General features: G+C 60.6%; 18 protein-coding genes. 7 read left to right on the top strand and 11 right to left on the bottom strand.

All coding sequences use genetic code 11. The features are described 5' to 3' along the window. Positions 1 to 67: 67 nt before the first annotated feature. Positions 68 to 703, bottom strand: coding sequence for a helix-turn-helix domain-containing protein (locus CWM58_RS21700; protein ID WP_100681761.1), 636 nt, complete (start codon positions 701 to 703; stop codon positions 68 to 70). A 203-nt stretch (positions 704 to 906) separates the two neighbouring features. Here CWM58_RS21700 and CWM58_RS21705 point away from each other — a divergent pair, with 203 nt between their 5' ends. Then, positions 907 to 2,883: an alkyl/aryl-sulfatase gene (locus CWM58_RS21705; RefSeq protein ID WP_100681762.1), complete on the top strand. Its 1,977-nt coding sequence runs from the start codon at positions 907 to 909 to the stop codon at positions 2,881 to 2,883. Positions 2,884 to 2,953: 70 nt separating this feature from the next. On the opposite strand, the gene CWM58_RS21710 is transcribed toward CWM58_RS21705, so the two are convergent. Continuing rightward, positions 2,954 to 3,892 (bottom strand): LysR family transcriptional regulator, encoded by a 939-nt coding sequence (locus CWM58_RS21710; RefSeq protein WP_165785838.1) that lies wholly within the window; start codon positions 3,890 to 3,892, stop codon positions 2,954 to 2,956. 120 nt (positions 3,893 to 4,012) lie between these two features. On the opposite strand from CWM58_RS21710, the gene CWM58_RS21715 reads away from it, so the two are divergent. Together CWM58_RS21715 and CWM58_RS21720 are read left to right on the top strand one after the other, a co-directional pair. Next, entirely contained in the window at positions 4,013 to 5,824 is a 1,812-nt protein-coding gene (locus tag CWM58_RS21715; protein WP_100681764.1) for an adenine deaminase, read from the top strand. A 2-nt stretch (positions 5,825 to 5,826) separates the two neighbouring features. Continuing rightward, complete coding sequence (locus CWM58_RS21720; protein ID WP_100681765.1) at positions 5,827 to 7,170, top strand: NCS2 family permease; 1,344 nt, start codon at positions 5,827 to 5,829, stop codon at positions 7,168 to 7,170. On the opposite strand, the gene CWM58_RS21725 is transcribed toward CWM58_RS21720, so the two are convergent. After that, positions 7,160 to 8,059 carry a LysR family transcriptional regulator gene (locus CWM58_RS21725; RefSeq protein ID WP_100681766.1) on the bottom strand — a complete coding sequence of 300 codons (900 nt, stop codon included), beginning with the start codon at positions 8,057 to 8,059 and terminating at the stop codon, positions 7,160 to 7,162. The two genes, CWM58_RS21720 and CWM58_RS21725, sit on opposite strands and share 11 nt — an antisense overlap. 183 nt (positions 8,060 to 8,242) lie before the next feature. On the opposite strand from CWM58_RS21725, the gene CWM58_RS21730 reads away from it, so the two are divergent. Together CWM58_RS21730 and CWM58_RS21735 are read left to right on the top strand one after the other, a co-directional pair. Then, entirely contained in the window at positions 8,243 to 8,560 is a 318-nt protein-coding gene (locus CWM58_RS21730) for an RcnB family protein (RefSeq protein WP_002912749.1), read from the top strand. Further along, positions 8,535 to 8,996 carry a GNAT family N-acetyltransferase gene (locus CWM58_RS21735; protein ID WP_100681767.1) on the top strand — a complete coding sequence of 154 codons (462 nt, stop codon included), beginning with the start codon at positions 8,535 to 8,537 and terminating at the stop codon, positions 8,994 to 8,996. Before CWM58_RS21730 ends, CWM58_RS21735 begins: the two co-directional genes overlap by 26 nt. On the opposite strand, the gene apbC is transcribed toward CWM58_RS21735, so the two are convergent. Then, positions 8,993 to 10,102, bottom strand: coding sequence for an iron-sulfur cluster carrier protein ApbC (gene apbC, locus CWM58_RS21740; protein WP_008804054.1), 1,110 nt, complete (start codon positions 10,100 to 10,102; stop codon positions 8,993 to 8,995). The genes CWM58_RS21735 and apbC overlap by 4 nt on opposite strands. A gap of 153 nt (positions 10,103 to 10,255) precedes the next feature. On the opposite strand from apbC, the gene metG reads away from it, so the two are divergent. Further along, the gene (metG, locus tag CWM58_RS21745) at positions 10,256 to 12,289 is read left to right on the top strand and encodes a methionine--tRNA ligase (RefSeq protein WP_100681812.1); all 2,034 of its coding nucleotides are present in this window, start codon (positions 10,256 to 10,258) and stop codon (positions 12,287 to 12,289) included. Positions 12,290 to 12,399: 110 nt separating this feature from the next. Here the strand turns inward: metG and CWM58_RS21750 are convergent, their stop codons facing one another. From CWM58_RS21750 to CWM58_RS21760, 3 genes are read right to left on the bottom strand one after another with little or no spacing between them, the layout of a single operon-like run. Continuing rightward, positions 12,400 to 12,870: a DUF1456 family protein gene (locus tag CWM58_RS21750; RefSeq protein ID WP_100681768.1), complete on the bottom strand. Its 471-nt coding sequence runs from the start codon at positions 12,868 to 12,870 to the stop codon at positions 12,400 to 12,402. A gap of 47 nt (positions 12,871 to 12,917) precedes the next feature. Next, complete coding sequence (gene btsR / locus CWM58_RS21755; RefSeq protein WP_061153886.1) at positions 12,918 to 13,637, bottom strand: two-component system response regulator BtsR; 720 nt, start codon at positions 13,635 to 13,637, stop codon at positions 12,918 to 12,920. Next, positions 13,631 to 15,319 carry a sensor histidine kinase gene (locus tag CWM58_RS21760; protein ID WP_002912760.1) on the bottom strand — a complete coding sequence of 563 codons (1,689 nt, stop codon included), beginning with the start codon at positions 15,317 to 15,319 and terminating at the stop codon, positions 13,631 to 13,633. The genes btsR and CWM58_RS21760 overlap by 7 nt, the downstream gene beginning before the upstream one ends. Positions 15,320 to 15,548: 229 nt before the next feature. Between CWM58_RS21760 and CWM58_RS21765 the strand changes: the two genes are divergently transcribed. Continuing rightward, positions 15,549 to 15,662 (top strand): protein YohO, encoded by a 114-nt coding sequence (locus CWM58_RS21765; protein ID WP_002912762.1) that lies wholly within the window; start codon positions 15,549 to 15,551, stop codon positions 15,660 to 15,662. Here CWM58_RS21765 and CWM58_RS21770 read toward each other — a convergent pair. The 4 genes from CWM58_RS21770 to CWM58_RS21785 are packed head-to-tail and all read right to left on the bottom strand — an operon-like array spanning position 15,637 to position 19,380. Continuing rightward, complete coding sequence (locus CWM58_RS21770; RefSeq protein WP_061153884.1) at positions 15,637 to 16,374, bottom strand: ABC transporter permease; 738 nt, start codon at positions 16,372 to 16,374, stop codon at positions 15,637 to 15,639. The two genes, CWM58_RS21765 and CWM58_RS21770, sit on opposite strands and share 26 nt — an antisense overlap. Continuing rightward, positions 16,358 to 17,305, bottom strand: coding sequence for an ABC transporter ATP-binding protein (locus tag CWM58_RS21775; RefSeq protein WP_100681769.1), 948 nt, complete (start codon positions 17,303 to 17,305; stop codon positions 16,358 to 16,360). Before CWM58_RS21775 ends, CWM58_RS21770 begins: the two co-directional genes overlap by 17 nt. Further along, on the bottom strand, positions 17,298 to 18,455 hold the full coding sequence (locus CWM58_RS21780) for an ABC transporter permease (protein ID WP_100681770.1): 1,158 nt from the start codon (positions 18,453 to 18,455) through the stop codon (positions 17,298 to 17,300). Before CWM58_RS21780 ends, CWM58_RS21775 begins: the two co-directional genes overlap by 8 nt. A 7-nt stretch (positions 18,456 to 18,462) precedes the next feature. Then, positions 18,463 to 19,380 (bottom strand): ABC transporter substrate-binding protein, encoded by a 918-nt coding sequence (locus CWM58_RS21785; protein WP_100681771.1) that lies wholly within the window; start codon positions 19,378 to 19,380, stop codon positions 18,463 to 18,465. Between the last annotated feature and the right edge of the window lie 87 nt (positions 19,381 to 19,467).

The following is a 19,467-nucleotide window of genomic DNA, read 5'->3' on the forward strand; positions in this document are numbered from 1 at the left end:
TGATCTGCTGACGGCCATCCTGAGTAACAAGGCGGCGATCCCGCCTTGTTACCCTTCTCAGCGTCGTTCAATAGTCCACGGGCAGCGGGCGATCGATAGAGATAAGCTTGCCCCGTTTCATGGTGATGTATCCCCCCGCCTTTAAGTCCGCCAGCACGCGAAACACATGGGTGCGCGAAAGATTGGTACGTCTGATGATAAATAACGCCAGTCCCTCATTTTCACCCTCATGGGTGTGCTGTCGATAAAGATAGCGATATAGCATCGGGCGAATCGTCTGATAGCTGGTCACCTGACGGCGTTCATTGTGCAGGTCGATGGTAAAGATACTCATGAACACCAGCACTTTCGCCAGCGCCTCAACGCGCTGCGGATGATTTTCAATAAACAGACGATCGAAGGCCGCGTAAGTGATTTTTCGCAGCGTCACCGGGCCACTGCCTGTATATTCAAATTTCGCCAGCGGGCAATACCGCTCCATCAGGCCAATCGGCATATACTCAATGGAATTACCGATACTCAAGCCATCATCCGGCATTAATATTGATAACGAACCCTCGGTACAAAAATAAATATAACCCGACTCCGGGCGCCATTTTTTATTAGCCGGGAGAATAATCTCTTCACCTTCCGTAACGATATCGGCAAAAAAGTCGGCTATGGCTAACGTTTTATAATAACTATGTATTTCCTGGAAATTCATCCTCTGCCCTCGCCTGCGCCGTTAGCAACAGTATAGCAGCCCTCGTCCGGCGAAGACGAGCGGATCCTTAAGCAACACCCTGTCAGTCCCATATGGGACTATTCAGCACAATATTTGTCTTTAGAATAAACCGCATGCCATTCATTTTTAAAAACGGAAAATATTTTTTTATTTCCGCGGAATAAATTACCTGAGAGGTAGTCATGAAATTAAATCAGATAGCCAAAAATCTGGCGCTGGCCGGTCTGTTATCCTCTGTATCGGTCACCGCCTTCGCCGCCGCGCCACAACAGGATGCCACACCGGCCACGCGTGAGGCGAATCAGGCGCTATACAACAAACTGCCGTTTGCGGATAAAACCGACTTTAACAACGCCCATCAGGGCTTTATCGCCCCCCTGCCGCCAGCGATGCTCAAAGGCGCACAGGGAAATATTATCTGGGATCCCGCCAAATATGATTTCGTCAAAGAAGGCGAAAAGGCGCCGGACACTGTTAATCCCAGCCTGTGGCGACAGTCACAATTACTCAATATCGGCGGCTTGTTCAAAGTTACCGATGGCGTTTACCAGATCCGTAATCTCGATCTTTCCAATATGACCATTATCGAAGGCAAAACCGGGATTACAGTCATCGACCCCTTGCTGAGTGCCGAACCGGCCAAAGAGGCTCTGGCGCTCTATTTTGCCCACCGGCCGAAGAAACCGGTGGTGGCGGTGCTGTTTACCCACAGCCATGTGGACCACTACGGCGGTATCCGTGGCGTAGTCGATGAAGCTGACGTGAAAGCCGGTAAAGTGAAGATTTACGCCCCTGCCGGCTTTATGGAGGAAGCGGTTTCCGAGAACATCATGGCCGGTACTGCGATGAGCCGCCGCGCCAGCTATATGTATGGCAACCTGCTGAAGCCGGACGCTAAGGGACAGGTCGGCGCTGGCCTCGGCACCACCACCTCCGCGGGTACCGTCACGCTGATCCCGCCGACCCATTACATTACCCATACCGGTCAGCAGGAGGTGATCGACGGCCTGACCTATGACTTTATGATGGCGCCGGGCTCGGAAGCGCCGTCTGAAATGCTGTGGTATGTCAAAGAGAAGAAAATGATCGAGGCGGCAGAGGATGTGACCCATACCCTGCACAATACTTATTCGCTGCGCGGCGCCAAAATCCGCGATCCGCTGGCGTGGTCGAAATACATCAACGCCGCCATCGACCGCTGGGGCAACGAAGCGGAAGTGATTATCGCTCAGCACCACTGGCCGACCTGGGGGAACGACAATATCGTTAAACTGATGAAAGGTCAGCGCGATATGTATCGCTATATCAACGATCAGACCCTGCGTATGGCGAACTTAGGCATGACCCGCGATGAGATCGCCGCCAACTTCAAGCTGCCGGATTCGCTGGAGAAACAGTGGTCCAGCCGCGGCTACTACGGTTCCGTCAGCCACGATGTAAAAGCGACCTACGTCTTCTACCTCGGCTGGTTCGATGGCAACCCGGCCACCCTCGACGAACTGCCGCCAGAGCAGGCGGCGAAGAAGTTCGTGGAATATATGGGCGGCGCCGATGCCATCATGCAGAAAGCCAAAGCCGACTACCAGCAGGGGAACTACCGCTGGGTGGCCCAGGTGACCAGCAAAATCGTCTTCGCCGATCCGCACAATCAGCAGGCGCGTGATCTGGAAGCCGATGCCCTGGAGCAGCTCGGATATCAGGCGGAAGCCGGGACCTGGCGCAACTTCTACCTCACCGGCGCTCAGGAGCTACGTAACGGCGTGCAGAAACTGCCGACGCCGAACACCGCCAGCCCGGATACCGTGCGGGCGATGACGCCAGAAATGTTCTTCGATTACCTTGGGGTGCATATCAACGGCGAAAAAGCCGGGGCGGCTAAAGCGGTCTTTAACATCGACCTGGGTAAAGACGGCGGCAAGTACAAACTGGAGCTGGAAAACGGTGTGCTTAACCATACCGCCAACGCGGTGGCGGACAACGCCGACGCCAGCATCACACTCAGTCGCGATACTCTGAACAAGATAATCCTCAAGCAGGAAACGCTGAAGCAGGCTGAAGCTCAGGGCGAGGTCAAGATTAGCGGCAATGGCGCTAAGCTCGACGAAATGCTGAGCTACATGGACACGTTTGCCTTCTGGTTCAATATCGTCACACCATAAGCGTTTAACGCGGACATCCCCCGTCGCCGGTCAGGCCGCGGGGGATTTTTTGATCCCCCCGCCACGACAATCAATGCGCGGAACAGGCATCAGCGCGACGCAATTCTCCCTGCAGCAGGGAAAAACAGGCTTCGATAAGCGGCGGCAGCGCCTGCGGGCCGCGCATCAGGGCCACCGTACGGGTCAACGCCGGCTGCTGCAGGTGGGCGATCTTGAGCGCCGGGTCCTGCAAATGGGTAGTGTACAGCGCCGGCAGAATGGCCACCGCTAAGCGCGAGCGCACCAGTCCATACAGGGTTTCGATATAGTCCACCTGATAGCGGGTGGTCAGCGTCAGGCGATGGCTCTCCACTAATGCCGCCACCAGCCGCTGAATATTACCTTTCGAGAACACGGCAATGTCCCGCCCCACCAGCTGTTTCCACGGCAAGTGCGCCTGCGCGGCCAGCGGATCGTCGCGGTGCAGCACCGCCACGAAGGGATCTTCGCGTAGCGCATAGACCAGCAGTTCACCAGGCACAGAACTGTCGATCGCCCCGATGCCGAAATCAATCTCGCCGCGCTGCAGCGCCTGGATAAGCGCATCGTTGGTCTGATCGTGAAATTCAATGCGCAGACGCGGAAAGGCCTGGGCCAGGGTCTGCGGCAGCAGCGGAAACAGCAGCGAACTGACCGACGGCACCAGACCGATGCGCACTGTCCCGTCGCCGCCCGCCTCGACGATCTGCTGCATATCGAAAAAGGCCGCCTGCGCCACGCTGAGGATCCGCTGGGCGTGGGGTAAAATCGCCGCCCCCAGTTCAGTCAGGGTGACCGCCGAAGCGGTACGGTTGACCAGCTTGCCGCCGAGCACCGTTTCAATCTGCCGCAGCGCGCTGCTCAACGCCGGCTGGCTAATCGCCAGCCGACTGGCGGTATCGGTAAAATGGCGCAGCTGGGCCAGAGTGACGAAATACTGAAGCTGTTTAAGAGAGAGCGCGGGCAGCCGCCGCCAGGGTTCGTTCATTATCGGGTTCGCTACGGTGGTCCTGCACAATAACCCGAGCTTATCGGGTGATAAATTTATTCATCTGGGCAAACGTTTGCTGTGCCCATAGAGTATCCGCATTATCCTTGTGCCGGAGTGGTTATGTCCAGCAATGCTCAAGTCCGTCGTCGCGCCGTGCAGGCCGCGCGCGGCGAATCCCCGTTTGATCTGCTGCTGGTCGATGCGCAGATCGTCGATATGGCCACGGGCGAAATTCGCCCCGCTGACGTCGGTATCGTCGGCGAAATGATCGCCAGCGTCCACCCGCGCGGCAGCCGCGCCGACGCCCATGAAGTGCGTTCCCTTGCCGGTGGCTACCTGTCCCCCGGCCTGATGGACACCCACGTACACCTCGAAAGCTCGCACCTGCCGCCGGAGCGCTACGCGGAAATCGTCCTCACCCAGGGCACCACCGCGGTGTTCTGGGATCCGCATGAGCTGGCCAACGTCCTCGGCGTCGATGGCGTGCGCTACGCGGTTGACGCCAGCCGCCATCTGCCGCTGCAGGTGATGGTCGCCGCGCCGTCCAGCGTCCCCTCCACGCCAGGCCTCGAAATGTCCGGCGCCGATTTCGCCGGCGCGGAGATGGAGACCATGCTCGGCTGGCCGGAAGTGCGCGGTGTTGCGGAAGTGATGGATATGCACGGCGTGCTGCACGGTAGCGAACGGATGCAGGAGATTGTCCAGGCCGGTCTCAACAGCGGCAAACTGATTGAAGGCCACGCCCGCGGCCTGAGCGGCGCTGACCTGCAGGCCTACCTCGCCGCCGGCGTCACCTCCGATCATGAACTGACCTCAGCGGACGACGCGCTGGAAAAACTGCGCGCCGGTCTGACGATCGAGATCCGCGGTTCGCACCCCTATCTGCTGCCGGATATCGTCGCGGCGTTAACAACGCTGCCGCACCTCTCCTCGCAAATCACCGTCTGCACCGATGACGTACCGCCGGATATGCTGCTGGAGAAAGGCGGGATCATCGCCCTGCTTAACCTGCTGATCGAGCACGGTTTACCGGCGGTCGATGCGCTGCGATTCGCCACCCTCAACGCCGCTATTCGCCTGCAGCGCCACGATCTCGGGCTGATTGCCGCCGGGCGGCGCGCGGATCTGGTGGTGTTTGATTCCCTGGAGAAACTGGTGGCCCGTGAAGTCTACGTAGGGGGGGAACGGCTGGCCCATGCTGGCCGCCTGCTGAAGCCGATCGCCCCCGCGCCGGGCGTGACGCCGCCGCGCGATACTTTGCAGATCGCCCCCCTCCGCGCCGATGACTTTATTCTGCGCGTCCAGGACATTCGTCACGGCGTCGCCCGCCTGCGTCATATCCGCGGCGCGCGCTTCACCCAGTGGGGCGAAGTGGAGGTGCAGGTTCGTGACGGGAAAGTCCAGCTGCCCGCCGGCTTCAGTCTGATCTGGGTTAAGCACCGCCACGGTCGCCACCAGGCGACACCGCAAATCGCCCTGCTCGAAGGCTGGGGTGAGCTGCGCGGCGCCATCGCCACCAGCTACTCCCACGACTCGCACAATCTGGTGGTGCTCGGGCGCGACGCTGATGATATGGCGCTGGCGGCCAACCAGCTTATCGCCTCCGGCGGCGGGATGGCGCTGGCGCAACAGGGCGAGATCCTTGCCCATGTGGCGATGCCGATTGCCGGCATGCTGTCGGATCTCCCGGCCGCCGAGCTGGCGCGTCAGTTCCGCGAGCTGCGCGATCTGAGCAGCCAAGTCGCCGACTGGGAACCGCCGTACCGGGTGTTCAAGGCCATTGAAGGAACCTGCCTTGCCTGTAACACCGGGCCGCATTTAACCGATTTGGGTCTGACCGACGGCGGCAGCCGTCAGATAGTCGACCCGTTGATAGCCTGCCGGGAGACCCCGGAGCCAACCGATCACAACAATAATCCTCAGGGAGCCTGAGCATGGCCGATAACACACTTCACTCATCCGACCGCGCTAACTGGCTGGAGCGCCGCTTTGCGCTGCGCTCGCGCGGCGGTACGCTACGCACCGAATGCCTGGCCGGGATCACCGGTTTTCTCGCCGCCGCCTATTTACTGGTGGTCATCCCGGGGCTGCTGGCGATCGGCGGGATGGACAAAGGCGCCGCCACCACCGGCACCATTCTGGTCTTCGTCGTCGGCTCTCTGCTGATGGCGTTTTATGCCAACCTGCCGTTTATCGTCGGCCCGGGGATTGGCGGCTCGGTGCTGGTGGGAGTGACGCTGGCCGGTAGCGAAGGGATTGGCTGGCAGACTGGCCTCGGGATTGCCTGCTGGTCGGGGATCCTCTTCTTTCTGCTGACCCGCTTTGGCCTGCGCGAAGTGGTCACCCGCTCGGTGCCGCAGTCGATCAAGCTGGGGCTCACCGCCTCCATCGGCCTGTTTGTCGCCGTGCTCGGCTTTCGCAATGCCGGGCTGTTGCTGGCCAATGCTAAAACCAACGCGCTGATGCTCGGCGACTTTCTCGCCCCCGGCGCGCTGGTGGCGCTGTGCGGCCTGTTCCTGGCGATAGCCCTGCAGGCGCGTAAGGTTCCGGGCGCGATTTTGTGGGCCATTCTGTGCGCCACGCTGGTGGGCATCCCCTTCGGCGTCACCCATCTGCCGACAAGTTTTATCGACGTTCCCCATTCGCTAACCCCGGTGCTGGGGCAGGTTGACCTGCTGGGGGCGTTAAACATCGCCTTCCTGCCGTTCCTGTTCGTCTTTTTCGCCTCTGAGTTTTTCTCCACCATGGGGACGACGCTGGCGGTGGGCGGCGAGGCGGGTCTGCTGGATGAAGAAGGCAACATGCCGCAGATTAATCGCCCGTTTATGGTCGATTCGATTGCCGCCGCGCTCGGCCCGTGGGTGGGCATTCCGGCGGCGACGGCGCTGATTGAGTCTTCGGCGGCAGCGGAAGCCGGCGGCAAAACCGGCCTCACCGCGCTGTCGGCGGCGGTAATGTTCCTGCTGATGCTGCTGTTCACGCCGGTGGCGTTGATGATCCCGAAAGAAGCCACCGCCCCGGCGCTGATCCTGATTGGCCTGAACATGTTCAGCGGCCTGCGCAAAGTGGATCTTGGCAACTTCACCGACGGGCTGCCGGTGCTGATGATGGTGATGATTACGCTTATCGCCAACAGCTTTGGCACCGGGATTGCCGGCGGGCTGCTGTTTTACATTGTGATCAAGGCCATCGCCGGTAAGTGGCGGGAAATCCCGATTGGCCTGTGGGTGCTGGCTGTCCCGCTGGTGTATTACTTCGCGACCTTAGTCAGGCATTAAGCCCTTCACAATGTGATTTCACCTCTTCATATAACAAACGCACCGCGGCAGAGAGCTGTTTGCGGTGCGGACAAATCAGATTCAACGGCACCACATCCCCCTGATAACGCGGCAGCAGGCGCCGCAGGCGCCCCGCCCGCAGATCGTCGCTGACGTCGAGCATCGATTTATAGGCAATGCCCTCCCCGGCCACCGCCAGCCGACGGATCACCTCGGCGTCATCGCTCATCACCGTGCCGGAGACCTTCTGCTGCTGAACCACGCCGTCGAGGCTCAGCGACCAGCGGTCGAACGGACGGCCGCGCAAAATGTAGATCAACGCATTGTGCTGGCTGAGCTCCTCGAGGGTCTGCGGCTCGCCGTGGCGGGCGATCCACTCAGGCGAGGCCACCAGCACCCGACGATTTTCCGGCGCCACCGGCAGCGAGATAAACGAGGCATCGTCGTTATTACCATAGCGAAACGCGACGTCCACCGGATCTTTAAACACGTCGGTTAGCTGGTCGGAAAAGAGCAACCGCAGACGCAGCGCCAGGTGGCGTTGGCGGAAATCACGGAACAGGGTCAGGAGCAGGTTACGCCCGAGGTCCGACGGCACGGCAATCTGCAACATGCCGCGAACTTCATCGTCCGGGGTCTGGATCTTCTGCAGACCGGCCTCGAGGGTATCGAGCATCTGGGTGGCGTAGGGCAGCCAGGTCTCCCCCTCCGGCGTCAGGCGCAGGCTGCGGGTCGAACGGGCAAACAGGCGAATATTGAGGATCGTCTCCAGACGCTTAATCGCCGCGCTGACCTGCGCCGGCTGCTGTCCGGCCTCGCGCGCCGCGTCGCTAAAACTGCCCAGTGCCGCGGCGCGGACAAATAAGGTCAGATCTTCCAGCCTGAACATGCCGATTCTCCCCTGCTTCAGATTGCTCCCAAAATACGCATCACCGTCGCTGCAACGCAAGCGGCGCAAGACTTGTGCCGTGTTTTGCTTACACTTTTTAAAAATCCAGTGCTTGCCATTTCAGCAACGCATCAGGAATGATACGAGGCTGCTAATTTGAGTCCAGGTAATATTGAGGAAATTATGCGTAAAACAAAAATGATGCTTCTGGGCGTACTTCTTGCCACCGCTGGCGCCAGCTGGACGGCTACTGCCGCGGGGATCGATCAGTATGCGCTGAAAGAGTTCACTGCCGATTTCACCCAGTTTCACATCGGCGACACCGTTCCGGCGATGTACCTCACCCCGGAATACAACATCAAACAGTGGCAGCAGCGTAACCTGCCTGCACCGGACGCCGGCAGCCACTGGACCTACATGGGCGGTAACTACGTGCTGATCACCGATACCGAAGGCAAAATTCTCAAAGTGTACGATGGCGAGATCTTCTATCATCGCTGATCCGCGCAACCTCCACGTCCGCCCCGGCGAGCCAGCGGACTCTCCGGCGCTGCGCAAGATCTTCCTGCGGGCGCGCAGTTTATCGTGGACCTGGCTTCCCGCCGCGGCGTGGCGGCTGGAGGATTTCGATGCCGCCACCGCGGATGAACAACTGTGGGTCGCGGAATGCGACGGCCAGCCGGTGGGCTTTGCCGCCGTATGGACCGCCGATAATTTCCTTCACCATCTGTTTGTCGACCCCGACTGGCAGGGCAAACATATCGGCAGCGCGCTGCTGGCGCAGGTCGAACGGAGCTTTACCGTCAGCGGAACGCTGAAATGCCTGATGGAAAATAAAAACGCCCTGCGCTTCTACCAGCGTCATGGCTGGACCATCGAAGCACAGGGCGCGTCGCCCGAGGGCAGATACTGGCTGATGCGCTCGCCGCGGCCTTAAACGGCGCGGAAGGCAATCTCACCCGGGATCACTTCTCCCTGCCAGTACATCTGGGCCGCCACCCGGCCCGCCAGCTGGCGGTAGATGTCGGTAAATTCGCTGTCCGGACGCGCCACCACCGTCGGCGTGCCGTTATCCAGATCTTCCCGCAGCGTAATATGCAGCGGCAGCTGACCCAGCAGCTGGGTGTGGTATTTCTCGGCCAGTTTTTGCGCGCCGCCGGTGCCGAAGATAGGCTCGTGGTGCCCGCAGTTGCTGCAGATATGCATGCTCATGTTTTCCACGATCCCCAGCACCGGCACTTCCACTTTCTCGAACATCACGATGCCTTTTTTGGCGTCGATCAGCGCGATGTCCTGCGGCGTGGTGACCACCACCGCACCGGTCACCGGAATGTTCTGCGCCAGGGTCAGCTGGATGTCGCCGGTGCCCGGCGGCATATCCAGCACCAGGTAGTCGAGATCCGGCCACAGGGTCTCCTGCAGCATCTGCATCAGCGCCTTGCTGGCCATCGGACCACGCCAGACCATGGCGTTGTCGTCGGTCACCAGGTAGCCGATAGAGTTGGTGGCCAGGCCATACTTGATGATCGGCGCCATATGGGTGCCGTCCGGCGAGGTCGGGCGACTGTCTTCGGCGCCCAGCATGGTCGGAATCGACGGACCGTAGATATCGGCATCCAGAATGCCCACCTTCGCCCCTTCCGCCGCCAGGGCCAGCGCCAGGTTTACGGCAGTAGAAGATTTACCGACGCCGCCTTTGCCGGAGCTGATGGCGATAATGTTCTTCACGCCGTTGACTCCGGGCTGGTTTTTCACGCGCTTGAGGGTCGCGATGCTGTGGGTCAGCTTCCAGTCGATGGCCTTCGCGCCGGTGATGCGCAGCAGCTCGGCGCTGCACTGCTCTTTCAGCACTTCGAAGGCGCTGCTCCAGACGAACGGCATCTGCAGCTCAATATGAACGGTATCGTCCAGCCAGGCGACATGGTGCAGCGCCTTGAGGGCGGTGAGATTATGCTTCAGGGTTGGGTGCTGGAAATTGGCCAGCGTCCCGGCGACCATCGCACGTAGGCGCTCAGGGGATTTGGCCTGGGATTGCGAATTCATCCCGACTCCTTTGTTGTTTTGAGATGCTTTCAGTAATCACAGAGTTTATCACAGCTAACGATTATCCATATATGGGCAGCCATTTATGGCGCACCCACAGCCCTTTTGGTAATATCGGAAGCCCTTTTTACAACAGAAGATGTAATGCTCACTATGACTCAAGTCGCGAAGAAAATTCTGGTAACGTGCGCCCTGCCGTACGCCAACGGCTCCATCCACCTCGGCCACATGCTGGAGCACATCCAGGCTGATGTCTGGGTCCGTTACCAGCGAATGCGCGGCCACGAGGTCAACTTCATCTGCGCCGACGACGCCCACGGCACGCCGATCATGCTCAAAGCGCAGCAGCTCGGTATCACTCCGGAGCAGATGATTGGCGAAATGAGTCAGGAGCATCAGACCGATTTCGCCGGCTTCGACATCAGCTATGATAACTATCACTCGACGCACAGCGACGAGAACCGCGAGCTGTCGGAGCTTATCTACACCCGTCTGAAAGAGAACGGTTTTATTAAAAACCGCACCATCTCTCAGCTCTACGATCCGGAAAAAGGCATGTTCCTGCCGGACCGTTTTGTGAAAGGCACCTGTCCGAAGTGCAAATCTCCGGACCAGTATGGCGATAACTGCGAAGTGTGCGGCGCGACCTACAGCCCCACCGAACTTATCGACCCGAAATCGGTGGTCTCCGGCGCTACGCCGGTGATGCGTGACTCCGAGCACTTCTTCTTCGACCTGCCGTCGTTCAGCGAAATGCTGCAGGCGTGGACCCGCAGCGGCGCGCTGCAGGAGCAGGTAGCGAACAAAATGCAGGAGTGGTTCGAATCCGGCCTGCAGCAGTGGGACATCTCCCGCGATGCGCCGTACTTCGGCTTCGAAATTCCCAACGCGCCGGGCAAATATTTCTACGTCTGGCTGGACGCGCCGATCGGCTACATGGGCTCCTTCAAGAACCTGTGCGACAAGCGTGGCGACACCACCAGCTTCGACGAATACTGGAAGAAAGACTCCACGGCCGAGCTGTATCACTTTATCGGCAAGGACATTGTCTACTTCCACAGCCTGTTCTGGCCGGCGATGCTGGAAGGCAGCAACTTCCGTAAACCGACCAACCTGTTCGTGCACGGCTACGTGACGGTTAACGGCGCGAAGATGTCCAAGTCGCGCGGGACCTTTATTAAGGCCAGCACCTGGCTGAACCATTTCGATGCCGACAGCCTGCGCTACTACTACACCGCCAAGCTCTCTTCGCGCATCGATGACATCGACCTGAACCTGGAAGACTTTATCCAGCGCGTTAACGCCGACATCGTCAACAAGGTGGTTAACCTCGCCTCGCGCAACGCCGGCTTTATCAGCAAGCGTTTCGACGGCGTGCTGGCCGCTGAGCTGGCCGACCCGGCGCTGTACAAAACCTTCACCGACGCGGCAGAAAGCATCGGCGAAGCATGGGACAGCCGCGAGTTCGGTAAGGCCATCCGCGAAATCATGGCCCTCGCCGACGTGGCTAACCGCTACGTCGACGAGCAGGCGCCGTGGGTGGTGGCGAAACAGGAAGGCCGCGACGCCGACCTGCAGGCCATCTGCACCATGGGCCTGAACATGTTCCGCGTGCTGATGACCTGGCTGAAGCCGGTGCTGCCGCAGCTGGCCGCACGTGCGGAGGCATTCCTCAACAGCGAACTGAGCTGGGATGCCATTCAGCAGCCGCTGCTGGCGCATAAGGTGAATCCGTTCAAGGCGCTGTACAACCGCATCGAGATGAAACAGGTGGAAGCCCTGGTGGAAGCCTCTAAAGAAGAGGTGAAAGCCACTGCGGCGCCGGTCAGCGGCCCGCTGGCGGACGATCCGATTCAGGAGACCATCAGCTTTGACGATTTCGCCAAAGTCGATCTGCGCGTGGCGCTGATTGAAAACGCGGAATTCGTCGAGGGCTCCGACAAGCTGCTGCGCCTGACGCTGGATCTCGGCGGCGAGAAACGTAACGTCTTCTCCGGCATCCGTTCCGCTTACCCGGATCCGCAGCCGCTGATTGGTCGCCTGACGGTGATGGTCGCCAACCTGGCGCCGCGCAAAATGCGCTTCGGCATCTCCGAGGGCATGGTGATGGCCGCCGGCCCTGGCGGGAAGGATATCTTCCTGTTAAGCCCTGACGACGGCGCGAAGCCGGGTCAGCAGGTGAAATAACAAAAAAGCCGGAGAGTATCTCCGGCTTTTTTTTGCCCGGCGGCGCTACGTTTGCACGGGCCTACGGGTTTTGTAGGCCGGGTAAGACGAAGCCACCACCCGGCTAAATATCACGCCTTCGGGTGATGCACCCGGTGGGTCAACCCGCGCAGGAAGTTGCGCATAAACTGATCCCCGCACTCGCGGTAGTTTTTATGCTCCGGGGCGCGCATCATGGCGGTGATTTCCGGCACCGACACGCGATATTTCTGCTCGCTCATGATCGCCTGGATATCGTCCGTTTTCAGCGAGAAGGCGATCCGCAGCTTTTTCAGCACCGTGTTGTTATTCACCCGACGCTCCAGCGCCAGCTCCGGCGCCGAATCATCTTTGCCGCGCTTGTCATAGATAAGGCCGTTGAGGAAACCCGACAGGATAATATCCGGGCAGCGGACAAAGCCCTCTTCATCCTCTTTCGTCATCCAGGTATCGAAGTTGGCGGCGGTGGATTCCATATCGCAAAGCGCAAGAATACGCACCATATCGTTATTATTGGCTTTCAGGGTGTAGCGCAGGCTACGAAGAATATCATTACTGAGCATGAGTGCCTTTTACTGTCGATGTTGCAATGGGGCGCAGTGTAGCAGTTTTACAGGCCAATCGCTTCTTTCAGGCTTTTTAAATAGCGCCGGCTCACCGGCACCGTTTGCCCGGCGCGCATCAGCAGCTCCGCCTGGCCGTTCTCTTCCAGGCGAATCTCCTTCAGGTGCGCCATATTCACCAGATACTGGCGATGGCAGCGCAGCAGCGGCGTGCGGCTCTCGAGGGTGCGCAAGGTCAGCTCGGTAAAGCCCTCTTTTCCTTCGCGATCGGTCACGTAGATGCCGCTCATCCGGCTGCTGACGAAGGCCACATCCTCCATCTGCAGCAGCCAGATACGGCTGTGGCCGGTACAGGGAATGTATTTCAGCGTCTGCCGGGCATCATCCAGCAGCGACACGTCCTGCAGGCTGCGCTCCTGACGCAGGCGAGCCAGGGTTTTCTCCAGCCGCGCGGCCTCAATCGGCTTGAGCAGATAGTCAAAAGCGTGCTCCTCAAAGGCTTTCACCGCGTATTCATCAAAGGCGGTGAGAAACACGATATAGGGACGATGCTCGGGGTCGAGCATCCCGACCATCTCCAGGCCGCTGATGCGCGGCATCTGGATGTCGAGAAACAGCACGTCAGGGCGCAGCTTATGAACTGCGCCAATCGCCTCCACCGCGTTGCCGCACTCGCCGACGATCTCGATATCGCGCTGAGTCTCCAGCAAAATGCGCAGATTTTCCCGCGCCAGCGGCTCATCATCGACGATCAATACTCTCAGCATGCATTCTCCTCCAGGGGCAAACGTAGGGTGACACGGGTAAAGCGTTCCGGTTCACAGGTGACGCTGATGCCGCAGTCGGCACCAAAACGCGCCCGCAGACGCCTGTCCACCAGATTCATCCCCAGCCCGCTGGCCTGGGGGTTGGCCCGGTACAGTCCGGCGTTATCTTCGATATCCAGCTGCAGCCAGCGATCGTCCTGGCTGGCGCGAATGGTAATTTCGCCGACGCCAAGATGTTGCGATGTGCCATGCTTAATGGCGTTCTCCACGATCGGCTGCAGGGTGAAAGCGGGCAGCTGGTGATGCGCCAGCCCCTCGGGCACCGCCATCTGGATCTGCAGGTTAGCCTGGAAGCGAGCCTTCTCAATCTGCAGATAGGCGTTAACATGCTCGATCTCATCGGCAAGCGTGACAATTTCCGTCGGCCGTTTCAGGTTCTTGCGAAAGAAGGTCGACAGATACTGCACCAGCTGGCCGGCCTGATCGCTGTCGCGGCGGATCACCGCCTTCAGCGTGTTAAGCGCGTTAAACAGGAAGTGCGGGTTGACCTGAGCGTGCAGGAGCTTGATTTCAGATTGCGTCAGCAGCGCCTTCTGCCGCTCGTACTGCCCGGCGAGGATCTGCGCCGACAGCAGCTGGGCAATCCCCTCCCCGAGGGTGCGGTTGATCGAACTGAACAGGCGATTTTTCGCCTCATACAGTTTAATGGTGCCTATCACCCGCTGGTTCTCACCGCGCAGGGGGATCACCAGCGTCGACCCCAGCTTACAGTGCGGATGAATCGAGCAGCGGTAAGGCACCTCGTTGCCGTCGGCGTAGACCACCTCCCCGGTCTCAATCGCCCGTTGCGTATACGAGGAGGAGATAGGCTTGCCCGGCAGATGGTGATCGTCGCCGATGCCGGTAAACGCCAGCAGCTTGTCGCGATCGGTGATCGCCACCGCGCCGATATCCAGCTCCTGGATCAGCACCTGGGCCACCTTCATACTGTTCTCTTCGTTGAATCCCTGACGCAGTATCCCCTCGGTCGACGCCGCCACCTTCAGCGCCGTGGCGGAAAAGGCGGAGGTGTATTTCTCGAACATCGCCCGTTTATCCAGCAGAATGCGCATAAACAGCGCCGCACCGACGGTATTGGTGACCATCATCGGCGCGGCAATGCTCTGCACCAGATGCAGGGCGTCCTGGAACGGGCGGGCAATCAGCAGAATGATCATCATCTGCACCAGCTCGGCCACGAAGGTGATCGCCCCGGCGGTCAGCGGACTAAAGACTTTGTCCGGCCGGCCGCGTTTGACCAGCACGCTGTGCACCAGACCGCCCAGCAGCCCCTCGACGATGGTGGAGACCATGCAGCTTAAGGCGGTCATTCCCCCCAGCGAGTAGCGGTGCAGGCCGCCGGTCAGCCCCACCAGCCCGCCGACCACCGGGCCGCCGAGCAGACCGCCCATCACGGCGCCGATGGCGCGGGTGTTGGCGATGGAGTCTTCGATATGCAGACCGAAATAGGTCCCCATAATGCAGAAAATGGAGAAGGTGACGTAGCACAGCAGCTTGTGCGGCAGGCGAACGGTGACTTGCATCAGAGGGATAAACAGTCGGGTTTTGCTCATCAACCACGCGATGACCAAAAATACGCACATCTGCTGAAGCAGCAGCAACACCAGATCAAACTCGTACATACCCGCAAACCACACATTCCTGAAAGCGCGTACCATACCCTGACTGGCGAAAACTTTCTTTGAAGCCCTGCATAAAAATGAAAAATGACGGACAGGATCACACTTTTTTCCGGCGCGTTGCTCTGTAAACGCGGCAAAAACCCCGGCGCGGCGCGCTAAACCGCAATTAATGTTTCATTAACACCTGTGCTTCACCGTATAATCCCCCTGTTAACATCAGGAGCCTATTATGAAGCCAGCGAAAATCGCGGTCGTCACCCTCTTCTTACTTATGGCCATCGGCGGGATCAGCGGCGTGATGCTGGCCGGCTATTCCTTTATTGTGCGTGGCGGTGTCGGCTGATCCAGCGGGTCAGACGCTCAAACGCGCGGTCGACGATAATCGCCGCCAGCGCCACCAGCAGCGCCCCCTGCACAATATAGGCGGTATTAAAGCCGCTCAGACCGATGATGATCGGCGTCCCGAGCGTACTGGCCCCCACCGTCGAGGCAATGGTCGCGGTACCAATATTGACGATGACCGAGGTGCGGATCCCCGCCAGTATCACCGGGGCCGCCAGCGGTAGCTCCACCTTATACAGACGCTGCCAGCCGGTCATTCCCATCCCTTCGGCCACCCCTGACACCCCCGACGGTATCGACCCCAGCCCGGCCAGCGTTCCCTGCAGCACCGGCAGTATGCCATACAGCGCGAGGGCGATGAGCGCGGGCAGCCAGCCAAATCCCAGCACCGGCACCGCCATCGCCAGCACCGCCACCGGCGGAAAGGTCTGCCCGATAGCGGCGATCGTCTCCACCAGCGGGCGAAACGCGCTGCCGGCGGGACGGGTGACCGCCACCCCGGCCCCCAGCCCCACTGCGGTTGCCGCGAGACTGGACGCCACCACCAGCCAGCCGTGATCGAGGGTTAGCGCCCAGAAGCTCTCCTGCAGATAGACCGGCCGCGGCAGTTCCGGGAACAGCCGACTGAACAGCGGCGCGCTGTAGGGCAGCCCTACCAGCAGGCCGATAAACAGCGCGATAAGCCACCACAGCGGCTCACGAAGCGCCTTCATGGCTCATCTCCTGGCGCAGCAGATCGGCAAAATGCAGCGTTCCGCAGGGCCTGCCGTCGGCATCGACCACCGGCAGCGCCTCGCAGCGCCGGGCGACAAACTGCGACAGCGCTTCCCGCAGGGTCATGGTGACGGTCAGCCCCTCACCCGCCAGCCGTTCGCCGGGACGCAAATAGTCCCCCACCTCGCGCAGCGACAGCAGGCGAACGCCCAGCTCGCTGCGGCCAAAAAAGGTCTGCACAAAACTATTTTTTGGCCGCAGGAGCATCTCCAGCGGCGCCCCCTGCTGGACCACCTCGCCCCCGTCCATCAGCACCAGGTGGTCCGCCAGACGCAGCGCTTCGTCAATATCATGGGTCACCAGCACAATCGTCCGGCCCAGCAGGCGGTGGATGCGCAGCATCTCCTGCTGCAGCGCCTCGCGGGTCACCGGGTCGAGGGCGCCGAAGGGCTCATCCATCAACAGCACCTCCGGATCCGCCGCCAGCGCCCGCGCCACCCCCACCCGCTGCTGCTGGCCGCCGGAAAGCTGATGCGGGTAACGGTCGCGCAGCGTCGCCTCCAGCCCTAACAACGCCATCAGCTCGTCGACCCGGTCGGCGATCCTCGCTCGCGGCCATTTTTGCAGCTGCGGCACAGTGGCGATATTCTGCGCCACCGTCCAGTGCGGAAACAGGCCGATGGACTGGATGGCATAGCCCATCCGCCGCCGCAGAGTCAGGACCGGCTGCTGGCGGATGTCCTCGCCGGCAAAACGAATAGTGCCCCGGTCCGGCTCCAGCAGGCGGTTGATCATTTTCAGCGTCGTCGACTTGCCCGAGCCGGAGGTCCCCACCAGCACCGAGAAAGCGCCTTCGCGCAGCTGCAGGGTCAGATCCTTCACCGCCGGATGGCCGGCAAACACTTTACTGACCCCTTCAAACTCAATCATTGGCCTCTCCTTTTAGCCAGGCGCCCCACAGGGCGAACAGGGCATCCACCACCACCGCCAGGGCAATGGTCGGCACCACACCCAGCAACACCAGATCCAGCGCACTGCTTAGCAGCCCCTGAAACACCAGCGCGCCAAAGCCGCCGGCGCCGATCAGCGCGGCCACCACCGCCATGCCGACGGTTTGCACGCTGACCACCCGCAGACTGCGCAACAGTACCGGCATCGCCAGGGGAAGCTGCACCTGACGAAAGCGCTGCCCGGCGCTCATGCCCATCGCCGTCGCGCTCTCCAGAGCATCCTCCGGCACCTGCTGCAGGCCGGTCACCACCCCGCGCACCAGCGGCAGCAGCGCGTACAGCGTCAGGGCGATCAGGGCTGGCGCCACGCCGGTCCCGGAGACGCCCAGCTCGCCCAGCGCCGGGAAATAGCGCGCCAGGCCGGCAAGTGGCGCAATCAGCAGGCCGAAAAGCGCCACCGACGGGATAGTCTGGATCACATTGAGCACAGTGAAGGCCGGCGCCTGCCAGCGCGGACGTCGCCACAGCCATACCCCCAGCGGCAGGCCAATGAGCAGGCCCGGCAGCAGGGTGCCGAACAGCAGAAGCAGATGCTGGCGCAGGGCGTCGTCAAACACTTCCTGGCGGTTGGCATATTCCTTCAGCAAAGAGAGCTGATCGAGACCCCCGACGGCGAGCAGGATGATGGGCAACAGCCAGACCTGCGCATTGAGCAGCCAGCGCCACAGCGGCCGGACGGTAAGATGACGGATGGCCTCGCTGGCCAGCAGCAGACAAAGCGCCAGCGACAGCCACAGACCGCTGCCGGGCGAGGTGCGCGCCAGCGGCGAGCCATGTCGGGAGAGTTCAAGTGCCGCCTGTCCGCTGCCCCAGATAAGCAGCGGGAAGAGCAGTTCGGCCAGCAGCAGGTGAATAAGCGGCACGACCCTGCCTGGCAGCCAGCAAAGCAGCATCCCGGCAAGGGCTGCCGCCAGCTGAACGCCGGCGAGCCAGGGCATCACCAGCCACAGCCCACGCCCTTCGCCGGAGAGTAAGCGATTCGGCGCGTAAGTGATAAACGGCAGCGCCAGCGTAACCAGCAACAGACCTGTCAGCAGCAGGCCGACGCGGTGAGTACAGCGAATGGTCACCGGTGGCTTACTTCAGCAGGCCTTTCTGCTGCAGATAATCTGCCGCCACGCGCTTCGCATCCTGGCCTTCCACCGCAATACGGGCGTTCAGCTGCTGCAAGGTTTTTTCATCGAGGCTGGCAAAGACCGGCTTCAGCCAGTCGGCGATCTGCGGGTAGGCCTTGAGCACGGCCTCGCGCACCACCGGCGTCGGGGCATAAATCGGCTGCACGCCCTGCGGGTCGCTCAGCGTCTGCAACCCCAGCGCCGCGACCGGGCCGTCAGTGCCGTAGGCCATCGCCGCGTTAACGCCCGAGGTCTGCTGCGCTGCCGCTTTGATGGTCACCGCCGTATCCCCCCCGGCCAGCGACAACAGCTGGTTCTGGTTGAGGTTGAAGCCATACGCTTTTTCAAACGCCGGCAGCGCGTCCGGGCGCTCAATAAACTCCGCCGAGGCCGCCAGCTTAAATTCGCCGCCCTGCTGCAGATAGCGGCTGAGGTCGGCCAGCGAGGTCAGGTGATTTTTCTCCGCCAGGTCCTGGCGCACCGCGATGGTCCAGGTGTTGTTCGCTGGCGCCGGGGTGAGCCATACCAGCTGATGTTTCTCCTGGTCAAGACGCTTCACCTTCTCATAGCCCTGTTGGGCATTCTTCCACGCCGGGTCGTTTTCATCTTTAAAGAAGAAAGCGCCATTGCCGGTATATTCCGGGTAGATATCCAGCTCGCCGGCGACAATCGCCCCGCGCACCACCGGCGTGGTGCCGAGCTGGATTTTATTAATCGTTTTTACGCCGTGGCTTTCCAGCACCTGCTGGATCATATTGCCCAGCAGCGCCCCTTCGGTATCAATTTTCGAGCCGACCTTCACCGGCTCCGCCGCCTGCAGCGGCACACTTATCAGGGCGGCCAGCGCCAGCGCGCCGGACCATTTCATTGCCATCTTCATCCCGCTTCCCTCAGTTCTTTTGCGCTTCGCTTACAGAAGCTTAAGAGAAAAGCGTAGTCCATTTGCTGGCGATACGAAAAAGAAAAG

Source organism: Klebsiella sp. H-Nf2 (genome assembly GCF_002806645.1).
GTDB classification, from domain to species: domain Bacteria; phylum Pseudomonadota; class Gammaproteobacteria; order Enterobacterales; family Enterobacteriaceae; genus Klebsiella; species Klebsiella variicola.

Coding starts and splice junctions, on each gene's coding strand:
- CWM58_RS21700 (WP_100681761.1), bottom strand. CDS start 703: ATGAATTTCCAGGAAATACATAGTTATTATAAAACGTTAGCCATAGCC.
- CWM58_RS21705 (WP_100681762.1), top strand. CDS start 907: ATGAAATTAAATCAGATAGCCAAAAATCTGGCGCTGGCCGGTCTGTTA.
- CWM58_RS21715 (WP_100681764.1), top strand. CDS start 4,013: ATGTCCAGCAATGCTCAAGTCCGTCGTCGCGCCGTGCAGGCCGCGCGC.
- CWM58_RS21720 (WP_100681765.1), top strand. CDS start 5,827: ATGGCCGATAACACACTTCACTCATCCGACCGCGCTAACTGGCTGGAG.
- CWM58_RS21725 (WP_100681766.1), bottom strand. CDS start 8,059: ATGTTCAGGCTGGAAGATCTGACCTTATTTGTCCGCGCCGCGGCACTG.
- CWM58_RS21730 (WP_002912749.1), top strand. CDS start 8,243: ATGCGTAAAACAAAAATGATGCTTCTGGGCGTACTTCTTGCCACCGCT.
- CWM58_RS21735 (WP_100681767.1), top strand. CDS start 8,535: ATGGCGAGATCTTCTATCATCGCTGATCCGCGCAACCTCCACGTCCGC.
- apbC (WP_008804054.1), bottom strand. CDS start 10,102: ATGAATTCGCAATCCCAGGCCAAATCCCCTGAGCGCCTACGTGCGATG.
- metG (WP_100681812.1), top strand. CDS start 10,256: ATGACTCAAGTCGCGAAGAAAATTCTGGTAACGTGCGCCCTGCCGTAC.
- CWM58_RS21750 (WP_100681768.1), bottom strand. CDS start 12,870: ATGCTCAGTAATGATATTCTTCGTAGCCTGCGCTACACCCTGAAAGCC.
- btsR (WP_061153886.1), bottom strand. CDS start 13,637: ATGCTGAGAGTATTGATCGTCGATGATGAGCCGCTGGCGCGGGAAAAT.
- CWM58_RS21760 (WP_002912760.1), bottom strand. CDS start 15,319: ATGTACGAGTTTGATCTGGTGTTGCTGCTGCTTCAGCAGATGTGCGTA.
- CWM58_RS21765 (WP_002912762.1), top strand. CDS start 15,549: ATGAAGCCAGCGAAAATCGCGGTCGTCACCCTCTTCTTACTTATGGCC.
- CWM58_RS21770 (WP_061153884.1), bottom strand. CDS start 16,374: ATGAAGGCGCTTCGTGAGCCGCTGTGGTGGCTTATCGCGCTGTTTATC.
- CWM58_RS21775 (WP_100681769.1), bottom strand. CDS start 17,305: ATGATTGAGTTTGAAGGGGTCAGTAAAGTGTTTGCCGGCCATCCGGCG.
- CWM58_RS21785 (WP_100681771.1), bottom strand. CDS start 19,380: ATGAAGATGGCAATGAAATGGTCCGGCGCGCTGGCGCTGGCCGCCCTG.